General features: G+C 41.1%; 12 protein-coding genes. 4 read left to right on the plus strand and 8 right to left on the minus strand.

Features of this window, described 5'->3' with window-relative positions; all coding sequences use genetic code 11:
* Positions 1-191: 191 nt before the first annotated feature.
* The 3 genes from HT714_RS07780 (at position 192) to HT714_RS07790 (ending at position 2,814) form a co-directional block, all read left to right on the plus strand.
* Positions 192-1,001, plus strand: coding sequence for a Cof-type HAD-IIB family hydrolase (locus tag HT714_RS07780; RefSeq protein WP_173227208.1), 810 nt, complete (start codon positions 192-194; stop codon positions 999-1,001).
* Between the two features lie 141 nt (positions 1,002-1,142).
* Positions 1,143-2,051, plus strand: a complete 909-nt coding sequence (locus HT714_RS07785) for an ATP-binding cassette domain-containing protein (RefSeq protein ID WP_173227206.1) — start codon at positions 1,143-1,145, stop codon at positions 2,049-2,051.
* A 10-nt stretch (positions 2,052-2,061) separates the two neighbouring features.
* Positions 2,062-2,814, plus strand: coding sequence for an ABC transporter permease (locus HT714_RS07790; protein WP_173227204.1), 753 nt, complete (start codon positions 2,062-2,064; stop codon positions 2,812-2,814).
* A 39-nt stretch (positions 2,815-2,853) separates the two neighbouring features.
* On the opposite strand, the gene HT714_RS07795 is transcribed toward HT714_RS07790, so the two are convergent.
* The 8 genes from HT714_RS07795 to HT714_RS07830 all read right to left on the minus strand — a co-directional run bounded on the left by HT714_RS07795 (position 2,854) and on the right by HT714_RS07830 (position 11,293).
* The gene (locus HT714_RS07795; protein ID WP_173227202.1) at positions 2,854-3,732 is read right to left on the minus strand and encodes a HAMP domain-containing sensor histidine kinase; all 879 of its coding nucleotides are present in this window, start codon (positions 3,730-3,732) and stop codon (positions 2,854-2,856) included.
* Positions 3,729-4,430 (minus strand): response regulator transcription factor, encoded by a 702-nt coding sequence (locus HT714_RS07800; protein ID WP_173227200.1) that lies wholly within the window; start codon positions 4,428-4,430, stop codon positions 3,729-3,731. Before HT714_RS07800 ends, HT714_RS07795 begins: the two co-directional genes overlap by 4 nt.
* A gap of 191 nt (positions 4,431-4,621) precedes the next feature.
* Complete coding sequence (gene aguB, locus HT714_RS07805; RefSeq protein WP_173227198.1) at positions 4,622-5,497, minus strand: N-carbamoylputrescine amidase; 876 nt, start codon at positions 5,495-5,497, stop codon at positions 4,622-4,624.
* Between the two features lie 9 nt (positions 5,498-5,506).
* Positions 5,507-6,592: an agmatine deiminase gene (gene aguA, locus HT714_RS07810; RefSeq protein WP_173251741.1), complete on the minus strand. Its 1,086-nt coding sequence runs from the start codon at positions 6,590-6,592 to the stop codon at positions 5,507-5,509.
* Positions 6,589-7,716: a carboxynorspermidine decarboxylase gene (gene nspC / locus HT714_RS07815; protein ID WP_173251744.1), complete on the minus strand. Its 1,128-nt coding sequence runs from the start codon at positions 7,714-7,716 to the stop codon at positions 6,589-6,591. Before nspC ends, aguA begins: the two co-directional genes overlap by 4 nt.
* Positions 7,716-8,975, minus strand: a complete 1,260-nt coding sequence (locus tag HT714_RS07820; RefSeq protein ID WP_173251746.1) for a saccharopine dehydrogenase family protein — start codon at positions 8,973-8,975, stop codon at positions 7,716-7,718. The genes nspC and HT714_RS07820 overlap by 1 nt, the downstream gene beginning before the upstream one ends.
* Entirely contained in the window at positions 8,972-9,832 is an 861-nt protein-coding gene (gene speE, locus HT714_RS07825) for a polyamine aminopropyltransferase (protein ID WP_000366713.1), read from the minus strand. Before speE ends, HT714_RS07820 begins: the two co-directional genes overlap by 4 nt.
* Positions 9,833-11,293, minus strand: coding sequence for an aminotransferase class I/II-fold pyridoxal phosphate-dependent enzyme (locus HT714_RS07830; protein ID WP_173251749.1), 1,461 nt, complete (start codon positions 11,291-11,293; stop codon positions 9,833-9,835).
* A gap of 708 nt (positions 11,294-12,001) precedes the next feature.
* Between HT714_RS07830 and HT714_RS07835 the strand changes: the two genes are divergently transcribed.
* Positions 12,002-12,697, plus strand: a complete 696-nt coding sequence (locus HT714_RS07835) for a VIT family protein (RefSeq protein ID WP_173251751.1) — start codon at positions 12,002-12,004, stop codon at positions 12,695-12,697.
* The last annotated feature ends 68 nt before the right edge of the window (positions 12,698-12,765 follow it).

Consider the following 12,765-nt stretch of genomic DNA (forward strand, 5'->3'; position numbering starts at 1 on the left):
CATCTTAAATACTCTGTTTTTTTGACCAGCTTGCCAAATATAATTATTTGCTTAATTGAATAACGTGTAACCTTTCCTAATAAATGTTCTCCAAACATCTTAAACTGTAAAATCAATTAGCCCCAAGCTTCCTATCAATTTCTTCTCCAAAATATGCTATAATAATACCAAAAGATAAAGAAGGAAGTCTTATGATTAAACTACTAGCCTTGGATATGGACGGAACCCTCCTCAATGAAGCCAAGGAAATTCCACAAGCTCACATTACTGCTATTCACCAAGCTATTGAAAAAGGTATCAAACTGGTACTTTGTACGGGTCGCCCGCTTTTCGGCGTCCTCCCCTACTATAAAAAACTGGGGCTGGACCTCCAGAATGAGTATGTCATTGTCAATAACGGTTGCTCAACCCACCAGACAAGTGACTGGAGTCTGGTTGATTGGCAAGAACTCAGTCCATCTGACATCGAATACCTCTATGACCTAGCTGAAAAAAGTGATGTTCAGTTGACTCTTTTTGATGAGGAACATTATTTTGTCCTCGGTGGCAAGCCCAATCAAGTCATCCAAAATGACGCCAAACTAGTTTTTTCAGACCTGACTGAAATTTCTCTTGAGGAAGCGACTAGTGGCAGGTACCGGATGTTCCAAGGTATGTTTTTAGGTACAGAGGAGCAAACAGACGATTTTGAAGAGCGTTTTGCTACAGAACTCTGCCAACGATTCAGTGGAGTTCGTTCGCAGCCTGTCATTTATGAAGCTATGCCACTTGGTACGACAAAGGCTACTGCTCTTTCTCGACTAGCAGATATTTTGAAAATTGATTCCTCAGAGATTATGGCCATGGGCGATGCCAATAACGACATTGAAATGCTCCAGTTTGCCGGCCTCGGTATTGCTATGGGAAATGCTAGTGACCATGTCAAATCTCTTGCGGATGCTGTTACAGTCAGCAACGAAGAAGACGGCGTTGCGCGTGCGATTGAGAAATATATTTTATAATTAAGAAGCCCAGTTCATATCAACTGGGTTTTGATATTTAAGAATTCCTAAAACTTTAGAAACTCTTTAGAAATGCTTGAGCTTTCTTTGATTTCTATGCTTTATACTAAAATTATCAAAATAAATCAAAAGGAGAGAATCATGAAAACAGTACTTGACATTCATGGATTGTCCAAAAACTTTGCCAAACAAGCTATTCTTCAGGATCTTCATCTAACGATAAGAGAGGGAGATATTTATGGACTTATCGGGAAGAACGGAGCTGGGAAGACCACCTTGATAAAAATTATTACGCAACTACTTTTTGCGGATAAAGGAACTGTTTCCCTCTTCTCCAGCAAAACGGAAAATGAGTGGAGCAAGTCTCTATCTCGAGTAGGTTCTGTTATCGAATCACCTGTAGCTCATAATCACTTAACAGCTTATCAAAATCTGAAATATTACTGTATGATTCGGCATATTCCAAATGCTGATCAAGTCATTCGTGAAACCCTGGACTATGTAGGTTTGGCAGATACAGGTAAAAAATTCTTTCGTGATTTCTCGCTAGGAATGAAACAAAGACTTGGGATCGCCATTGCCCTCCTATCCAAACCAGACTTCCTGATTTTAGATGAACCTATCAACGGTCTCGACCCAATCGGTATCAAAGAATTTCGACTCATGATTCAACGGCTCAATCAAGAGAAAGGGATCACCATTCTCATCTCTAGCCATATCTTGTCAGAACTCTATCTCCTAGCCAATCGTTTTGGTATTTTAGATCAAGGCAAGGTTATCCGTGAAATCAGCAAAGCTGAATTTGAAACACTAAGTGAGGATTACATTGTTCTTAAGACAGCTGATAAAGAGAAAGCTTGTCAAGTATTGAAAGAACAAATCCAGCTCCAGTTTAAGGTTGTTAATCCAGAAAATGAAATCCATATCTTTGGTCAGGAACAAGATGTCAAGCAGATTCTTAAGGAATTAACCTTGGCAGATGTTGCCATTGACGAGATTTACTATGCCCGTCAAAATCTAGAAGAATACTTCACTCAATTGGTCGAATAGGAGAAAAATCATGATACATACCATTCAAGCAGACTTTTACCGTCTTTTCCGTTCCAAAGGATTCTGGATTACAGAGTTCATTCTATTTGTACTCATGTTAATGGGGGCTGTTTTTGGGGCTACTGGCCATCTAATGGCAATCCAGACAGAAGAGCCAGACATTCCAACCCATGGTTGGGACGGTGTACAAGCCCTGATCAACGCATCTAGTCAAGGTTCAAACCTCGTTTTTCTCTGCATCGTCCTAGCCTGCCTCGTTCTTGGAGTTGATTTAATCGGCAAACTCTATAAAAATAATTTAACAGTGGGTGTCTCTCGTACCGAGTTTTTTCTAGCGAAAGCCTTTGTATTGGCTTCTATTGCACTTTTACAAGTCATCATCAGCCTTGTGATTGCCTTTATTCCAGCAACTATCTTAAATGGATTTGGAACTATGCCTGATGGCTTTATTGGCAATCTACTGGTAACCATTTTCCTTCAATTTCTTTGCCTCCTTGCTTGGCTTTCCATTGTTTCCTTCATCCTCTATGTTAGTCATTCTTATATTGCGGTATTTATTGGTTATTTGGTCAGCTCTATCTTACTTTCTATGCCAATGATCATTTTTCCAAATATCAAAATTTTGCCATATTTATCATTGCAGTTTTTCTATGCTATGACTGCTAATAGTGAATCCATTTTCTATACACTTATAGTTACCTTAGCTGTTATTGTAATCTTTAATCTAAGTGGACTGGCAGTTTTCAGAAAGAAAAGTCTATAAAAAATGACCTCCTCTAGCCTACAGAGGAGGTTTCTTTCGTTAAAAGTAAATGAAAACCGATAACCACTGCCCATCTGTGCTTAGTTTCATTTCTGCACCAAGAAGATGGCATAATTCCTCAGTGATATAAAGACCTAAACCAGAGGATTCTTCCGTATCAGATAGATTTTCAGAATAAAAACGGTTGCTGAGATTTTCTATTCTTTTGATAGGCTGTTTGACAAGGTTTGCAATCTCTAAGACAAACTGTTCCTTTTCCTTTCGCAAAGATAGCCGCGCTTCTTCCTTGCCATGTTTGAGGACATTTCCAAGCAGATTTTGTAAAATTCGATCCAGCAAGTCTTCATCGGTTCTCATTTTCAAACCAGCTTCAACCTTAAAATCAAGCGTGATATTTGCCGCCTGAAAAACATCATAATAAGCCAAAGTCTTTTTGGTGATAAAAGCTGAAAAATCCACTTCTTCCAGTTTCGGTTTGACAGCTCCTTCCATCAAACGACGATATTCTAGGAGAGCCTCCAAACGTTTGGAAACTAAATCAAGATGCTGGGCGATTTTTTGTAAGGTTTCTGCTTTATCTTCAGGAGATTTTATCAATTGTTGGGTGTAGCCTGAAGCGATAGTCAAAGGCGTCCGAATATCATGGGCGATATTGCTGATGGCCATATCCAGAGTCTCCTTTTCCCTTTTCATCACCAACCGAGATTGCTCTACTTCCAGAAATAGATTTTCAATTTGCTGGTAGAGTTGTAAAAAATGTTTGGAAAAAATGCTGACCCCTACTCTTTTCATACTACCCGTGAGAATCTTGTCTTCAATCTGTTGACTCAAGTTTTTAAGTGCTAGATGGTAGCGAATTAATACAATCGATAAAATAATTAGGAGTATCAGTAGGACAACGATTAAGATGTAGGTCATTGCTTGTCTCCTTTTAATCTTACCCCAACTCCCCAGATGGTTTCAATATATTCTTGATGTGGGTCAAGCTGGTTTAATTTTTTACGAAGATTACTCAAATGCGTATTGAGAGTATTATCTCCAGGTAGGTAGCTATCCTCCCAGACCAACTCATAAAGTTCTTCCTTGGTAAAAATTTTCTTAGGGTGTTTAAGGAGAGTTTGGAGAATCAAGCATTCTTTCTTGGCAAGGCGAATGGTTTCCTGACTATTTTTGATTTCAAAACTTTCTGCATTAAACTGGATATTTTTTAAGTTTTGTGGCAGATTTTCAGTTTTTTCTATTTCCGTAGGCTGTTTTTCTGCACTTTGGCGTAATTGAACAGTAACTCTAGCAAAGACTTCGTCCAAATCAAAAGGTTTCACTATGTAATCATTGGCACCATCTAAGAGATATTGACTGATTAACTTTTTATCGCTCAAAGCTGTTAGCATAATGACTGGAGTTTGGCTTTGTTCCCTGATGGCTTTTAAAACCTGATCCCCATTTTTTCCAGGAAGCATGATATCTAGCAAAACGAGGTCAATCCCACCTTGGTCAAAACGCATGATTCCTTCTGTACCAGAAAAGGCTTGAATCACCTCATGCTCCTCAGTGAGAAGTGTTCGCAAAATTTCTTGAATGTCACTATTGTCTTCAATAACCAATATCCTAGCCATAAACACCAACCTTTCTGCAACTATTATAGCATGTTTTATTGATAAAGCTTAAACAGAAAAGCTCCTCGCATAAAATCGCGAGAAAGCCTTAGAGGGTTAAAATATAAAATCCACTTGCTAAACAACATAGTATCCTTATAGTTGCTAATAAGAAGTTAGTCTAGCAGAATGAATCTCTCATTTCTCTCCTACTAGTCCGTAATTCGTTGATACATTTCGGGTCTTCTATCTCGAAACAAGCCCCAGTTTAGGCGTTCACTTGCTCCCTTGTCAAGGTCATAAGTTGCTAACAGAACAGCTTCACCTTGTCTTTCAGCTCGCTCTAGAATAGCTCCTGTTTCATCCGTCATAAAGGAGGAACCGTAGAAGTCAAGACTGGAACTCTGTCCACCATTTTCCTCACTTGGAGTGACTTCCTCTAATCCATAACGATTGGCTGCAATAACTGGGACAATATTTGCTGCTGCGTGTCCTTGCATGGTACGTTGCCAGTGACCACAACTATCTGTATCCAAAATCGGCTCTGAACCGATGGCTGTTGGATAAAAGAGCAATTCAGCCCCATTTAACGCAAGACAGCGGGCTGTTTCAGGGAACCATTGATCCCAACAGATACCGATCCCAATCTTAGCGTAGCACGTATCCCAGACCTTGAAACCTGTGTTACCGGGTGTGAAATAAAACTTTTCTTGATAATAATGATCATCTGGTATATGGGTCTTCCGATAAACGCCTAGCACTTCCCCATCTGCATCAATGACAGCAATAGAGTTATACAAGACATTGCCATCTTTTTCATAGAAACTGATTGGTAAAACGACCTTTAGCTCCTTGGCAATGGTTTTAAAATGCTGAATAGCTGTATTGTCTGTCACCGACTGGGCATGCTGGTAGTAGTCATACTGACGTTCCTGACAAAAGTATGGACGTTCAAACAACTCGGGCAAGAGAATAATTTGGGCACCGTGTTCTGCAGCCTGACGTACTAAACGCTCTGCGGTTTGGATATTTGTTGCCACATCCTTGGCGCATTGCATTTGAATGGCTGCAACTCTTACATTTCTCATCTTTTTCTCCTATTCTGGGATTTGTTGGGTGATACAGTGGATATTGCCACCACCTAATAGAATATCTCTGGCTGGAATTCCGACAACTTTACGGTCTGGAAAACACTTGCTGAGGATATCTAAGGCCACTTGGTCGTTTTTATCTTGAAACTGGGGAACCAAGACTGCCTTATTGGCGATATAAAAGTTTACGTAGGAAGCTGCTAGTCGTTCACCTGCGTATCGCTCTTCTTCTCCTTCTTCATAGATGTAGCCTGGCAAATCTTCTTCTGTAACAACTTGTCGAACTGCAGGGATAGGAAGCTTATGAATAGTGAAAGGGCGACCTTTTGCATCTGTCTCTTGCTCTAAGAGTTCGAGATCTGATTTTGACATGTCATATTGAGGATCGCTTTTGTCGTCTGTCCAAGCCAAAACAACCTCAGCAGGACCAACAAAGGCTGCAACATTGTCAACGTGTTCATTGGTTTCATCCTGATAAATACCATAAGGAAGCCAGATAACTTTTTCAGCACCTAGATAGTCCAATAAACTTCTCTCAATTTTTTCCTTACTTAGGTGAGGATTACGCCCAGGACTAAGCAAGCAACTTTCAGTTACGAGAATGGTTCCTTGTCCATCACTATGGATTGCGCCTCCTTCCAGTACAAAAGGTTTGGCATCGTAAACGGGCATTTCCAAGACCTCAGCAAAATGACTGGCTACTTGATCATCATCTTCATAGTCTTGGTAGAGACCATCTACAGCTCCACCCCAAGCATTGAAAGACCAATCCACGGCTAATTTCTGGCCTTCATCATTGACAAGAATGGTCGGACCTGTATCACGCGCCCAGGCATCATTGGTGGGGATGTCTAAATAAACAACCTTGTCTCCAAGATAAGATTGGGCTTCTGATAGATAGTCCCGCTCCACCAAGAGATAAACGTTTTCCCCTTCTGCTATGGTCTTAATAATCTGGCTGAAAGCTCTTTTAGCAGCCTTTCCTTGAAAGGGCCATGAACCTGGTCGAGTCGGCCATATCATGAGGGTACCATGATGTGCTTCGTACTCTGCTGGCATGCGATAGCCTAATTTTTTGGGACTGTCCATCATGATAATCTCCCTTTAAAATCTTGATAGCCAAAGGCTTTGACTAAGCTGCAGTCTCCCTGTTCGTCCATGAGATAGAGACTTGGCAATCCAATACCGTTGAAGGTATTGTTTTTGACAAAGGAATAAATGGCCATATCTTCAAAATAAAGTCTGTCTCCGATTTGAACTGGATTTTCAAAGCTATAATCACCGATCACATCTCCTGTCAGACAAGTATTGGAAGAAAGTCTATAGGTATGGGCTTTTTCCTGTGCCTCAAAGCCATTTCTCAAAGGTGGACGATAGGGCATCTCGAGTACGTCAGGCATATGGCAGGTCGCAGAGGCATCTAAAACCAAGATTTCCATACCGTTTTCTACAATATCCAATACTTCAGTTGCTAGATAACCTGCATTGAGCGCAATAGCTTCCCCGGGCTCGATATAGACTTCAAGATTGTAAGTTTCTCGGATACGCTTGATCTCAGAAATCAGCAAATCTACATCATAGTCCTCTCTTGTGATGTGATGACCACCACCCATATTGAGCCATTTAACTTGATGTAAGTAGGGACCAAACTGCTCTTCTACTGCTTTCAAAGTTGTCTCTAAATCATCTGAGCCTTGCTCGCAAAGAGTATGAAAATGTAGTCCGTCAACCAAATCCAACAAATCGCTAGGAATTTTATCTAGTGTCACGCCAAAACGAGAACCTGGTGCACAGGGGTCATAGAGCGCGTGATCTTCTTGAGTTGAACATTGAGGATTGAGACGTAAACCTACACTGACACCAGCCTCCCGACAACGAGCCCTATGCTTGCGCAACTGTCTCTCAGAGTTAAAGACAATATGATCCGTTATCTCCAGCAATTCCTCCAAGTCTGCATCCTTGAAAGCAGGCGCAAAGACATGGACTTCACCAGGGAACTCTTCTCTAGCTAGCTTTGCTTCATAGAGACCACTTGCAGTTGTACCTGATAGATACTGGCTGATCAAGGGATAGGTTTTGTAGAGGGAATATGCCTTCTGGGCAAGCAAAACCTTGCAACCAGCTTCTTCTTGAACATATTTTAGAATACGACAATTGGCTTCTAACTTGGCCAAATCAATGACATAAGCTGGTGTTGGTACTTGTTCTAGCTTCATTAGTCCACCGTTTGTGGATTTTCAACCACAACCCAAGGCAAACCATACTCATTCAAAGCTTCCATGAATGGATCTGGATCCAACTCTTCAAGGTTGTAAACTCCAGCTTGTTTCCAAGTACCGTTCATAACCAACTTAGTCCCAATCATGGCTGGAACTCCTGTCGTGTAAGAAATCGCTTGCGAACCAACCTCTGCGTAACATTCCTGATGGTCGCAAACATTGTAGATGTAGATGGTCTTTTCAACGCCATCTTTTACACCTGTAAAGATACATCCAATATTGGTTTTACCTACAGTGCGTGGCCCAAGGCTGGCTGGATCTGGAAGCAAGGCTTTCAAAAATTGGATTGGAACAATTTCTTGACCGTTAAAGTTAATGGTATCCGTACGAAGGAGACCGACATTTTCCAAACATTTCATGTGCGTCAAGTATGATTGACCAAAAGTCATAAAGAAACGAATGCGTTTGACACCCGGAATGTTTTTCGCTAATGATTCGATTTCTTCGTGATGAAGAAGATACATGTCTTTTTGTCCGACCTGAGGGAAATCGTACTCGCGCTTGATAGACATAGCTTCGACTTCGACCCATTTTCCATCTTCCCAATAAGAACCTGGTGCTGAAACCTCGCGTAGATTGATTTCTGGGTTAAAGTTTGTCGCAAACGGATAACCGTGGTCACCACCATTACAGTCTAAAATGTCGATATAATGGATTTCATCAAAATAGTGTTTGAGGGCATAAGCTGAAAAGACACTGGTCACACCTGGGTCAAAACCAGAACCAAGAAGAGCAGTCAAGCCTGCTTCTTTGAATTTCTCCTGATAAGCCCACTGCCATGAGTAGTCAAAGTAGGCTGTAAAACCAAGTTCCTTGCAGCGTTTTTCGTAGATAGCACGCCACTCAGGCTCTTCCGTGTCTTCTGCTTCGTAGTTGGCTGTATCGATATAGTGAACACCTGTTGCCAAACAAGCGTCCATAATGGTTAAATCTTGATATGGTAGTGCTACGTTCAAAACGGCTTCTGGCTTATAGCTTTCAATCAGGGCAATCACTTCTTCTACCTTGTCAGCATCAAGAGCAGCTGTCTCAATCTTTGTACTTGTTTTGCCTTCCAGTTTAGCCTTCAAGTCATCACATTTTGACTTGGTACGACTGGCAATCATAATCTCTGTAAAGGTTTCGCTATCTTGACAAATCTTTGAAATAGCAACTTGGGCAACTCCCCCACATCCAATAACTAGTAAACGACTCATTTTTTTCCTTCCTCTTCTTCTAAAATGTCCTCAACATACTTGGGCAACATAAAGGCCCCCACGTGTAAGTTTGCAGTGTAGTATTCTGTGAAAAGCTGGCGTTTTTTCCAGCCTTCTTTATCAAAATCTTTGACAGGGTGGTATTTTTTCGATGCAAATCCAAACAACCAATAGCCAGCTGGGCTAGTTGGGATATGGGCCTGATAGACCCGACTGATTGGAAAGGCTTGATTAACCTTACGGTGCATGCTTCGGCAAGCCGACTCATCCTCGTCAAAGAAGGGACTCCCATGCTGGTAAATCATGATACCGTCTTCTTTCAAGGCTCTGTAACTGTTGCCGTAAAATTCCTTGGTAAAGAGCCCTTCCGTATGACCAAATGGATCTGTCGCATCGTTGATGATAATATCGTAATCATCTTCGCAGTTTCGCAAAAAGCGTAGCCCATTTTGATAGTAAATGGTAACACGAGGGTCATCAAGTCCCGCAGCAAAGTCTGGAAAATACTCACGACAGACCTCAACCAACATCTCATCTGGTTCCACAATATCGATTTGCTCCAGTTCAGGATAGAGGGTTAATACTTGAGCAACACCACCGTCACCACCCCCAATAACCAAGACTTTCTTGGGATTGGGATGCACAGCCATTGGAACGTGAACAGTCATTTCGTTGTAGACAAAATCATCCGCATCTGAAAACAAGACATGCCCGTTTAAAATCAAAATCTTTCCAAAAGCTGGCGTATCCAAGACTTCGATATCCTGCCATTCACTTTTACCAGCGTAGAGTTGCTTGGCTGTTCTCAAGGATAATTTGACATCTGGAGTATGAACTTCAGAAAACCATAAATCCATCTAGTTCTCCTTTCTCTTAATGACGTTGATGTGATTGACCTCAGGATCTTCCGTCCCTTGGAGGGAGCAACCACGTTCCTTGGCAAATTGGATATAGTATACAATTTCACGTGTAATGCGTTCACCAGGAGCCAAGATAGGGATTCCTGGAGGATAGCACATGACAAATTCCCCACAGACTTGTCCAACAGACTCATCCAAGGTCAAGCTTTTTCTCTCGGAATAGAAGGCTTCTTGTGGAGACAGCACCAACTCAGGCTGAATATATTCTCCAGCTATTAAGTCTTTTCCATCTCTCGAGTAAAGTCTCTTGATATCAGCCAAAGCACCAACCAAGCGCTCGATGTCTTGGATACGGTCACCAATCGAAATGTAGGCCAGGATATTGCCAATATCACCAAACTCAATCTGAATGTCGTATTCGTCTCGTAGGAGGTCATAAACCTCGATACCTGTTAAGCCAATACCCTGAGTGTAAACTGACAACTTGGTTACATCAAAATCACAGACCGACACACCATCAATTAACTCTTTTGAGTAGGCATAGTAACCACCAATAGCATTGATTTCACGACGAGCGTACTCGGATAGCTCAATGACCTTCTCAAACGACTCTTTACCACGAAGGGCCAAGTTGCGACGTGAAATATCCAAACTAGCCATCAGCAAATAAGAGGCGGATGTTGACTGGGTCAGGTTGATTATCTGACGAACGTATTCAGGATTCATCTGCTCCCCGATTAAAAGAAGCGAACTTTGGGTCAAACTCCCACCAGACTTATGCATAGAAACTGCTGCCATATCAGCACCTGCATCCATAGCAGAAATTGGAAGTTTATTAGTGAAATGCAAATGCGCTCCGTGGGCCTCATCTACCAAAACCATCATGCCAGCTTCATGAGCCATTTTTGTCAATCTCTTTAGGTCTGAACAGATGCCGTAGTAAGTAGGATTGTTAATCAAAATGGCCTTGGCATCTGGATGGTCCTTTATGGCCTGGGCTACTCGATCATTTTCAAGACCTAAAGCGATACCAATTTTAGGATCTACACTCATCTCTATATAGATGGGAATGGCACCACATAGAACCAGCGCATTGATAGCAGATTTGTGGACATTACGTGGCAGAATAATCTTATCTCCAGCCTTGCAGGTTGACAGAATCATAGTCTGCACCGATGAAGTTGTTCCACCAATCATGAGAAAGGCATGGCTAGCTCCAAAAGCATCCGCCGCTAGCTCCTCTGCATCCCGAATAATCGAAATAGGGTGACCAAGATTATCCAAGGGTTTCATCGAATTGACATCAATGCCAACACATTTTTCACCTAACAGTTCGACAAGTTCTGGATTTCCTCGTCCGCGTTTGTGACCTGGTACATCAAAGGGAACAATCCTTTTCTTGCGTAACTTCACCAAGGCCTCATAAATTGGGGCTTGGTTTTGATCTAACTCTTTCAAGACATACTCCTTTCAATATTTTTAGGACCTTATGAAAACTAAGGAACTAAAGGTTGACTCATGAAAAAAGAGCAGGATTTCACCTGCTCTGCAATCTTCTGACGTTTTTATGTTTGTTTCTGTTGAGTATGTCTGTTCCCGATGTTTCCTAACTCTCTAGTAGCAAATATTACGTACTTTATTGATCGTTTCACAAGATGACGTGTGCTTTCACCACACTAAAAATTTATGAATTAGGACACGTGTCCTAACATCAACTTATAAAAGTAGGCTTTTAACCCTATCAATAATGTGGTTTTTCAACCACGCTTCGGCATTCAACCCTGCCTGTCCGTAGGCATTTTTTACTCGGGTTTATATTTGCTAGAAAACATCATCTCATTTTCTAAGCTTTATTACTATATCATGTTTCCAAGAACTTGTAAAGCCTTTTACGAAAAAAATATAAAAAAGTTCGTAAAATATTTGGATTTTATTTGATTTAATACTAATTATTCTCTTGCAAACGATTATAAAGTGAACAAAATGTTTATCGTATTTAATTTAAAATTTTTTATGCTATTCTATACTCTTTACCTTCGGTGTTTGATCTATCAGAGAAGATGTCGACATTTTTATATCATTAAAATCGTGCAACTTTTTTCAGATACTTTTAAAAGATTGATTTCCCTATATTTTTCCTTTATACTGGATAAAAAGGAGATTAGTATGTCAGAAACAAATCACGAAATTGATTCAAACTTTGCAGGGCGTTTAAATATCCTGCGTGCAGGTGTTCTTGGTGCCAACGATGGAATTATTTCCATTGCTGGTGTGGTTATTGGGGTTGCTAGTGCTACGAGCAATATCTGGATTATCTTTTTATCAGGTTTTGCGGCTATCTTAGCTGGTGCCTTTTCAATGGCTGGTGGAGAATATGTGTCCGTTTCAACTCAAAAAGATACTGAGGAAGCGGCCGTTGCGCGTGAGCAACTCTTGCTAGACCAAGATATAGAGTTAGCCAAAAAGTCCCTCTATGCTGCTTATATCCAAAATGATGAGTGTGAAACATCAGCCCAACTTCTCACCAACAAAGCCTTTTTAAATAATCCGCTCAAGGCTTTGGTAGAGGAAAAATATGGGATTGAGTATGAAGAATTTACCAATCCTTGGCATGCTGCTATCTCTAGCTTTATTTCTTTTTTCCTTGGTAGCTTACCACCAATGCTTTCAATTACCATTTTCCCAAGTGAATACCGCATCCCTGCTACTGTCCTTATCGTCGGTGTGGCCCTTCTTCTCACTGGTTACACTAGTGCCAAACTTGGAAAAGCCCCAACCAAAACAGCTATGATTCGAAACCTCACTATTGGTCTCTTGACTATGGGAGTTACCTTCTTGCTCGGACAACTTTTCAGCATTTAATACTTTTCGAAAATCTCTTCAAACCACGTCAGCTTCGCCTTGCCGTAGATATGTTACTGACTTCGTCA

This window comes from Streptococcus sp. 3705 (assembly GCF_013277145.1).
Taxonomy (GTDB): domain Bacteria; phylum Bacillota; class Bacilli; order Lactobacillales; family Streptococcaceae; genus Streptococcus.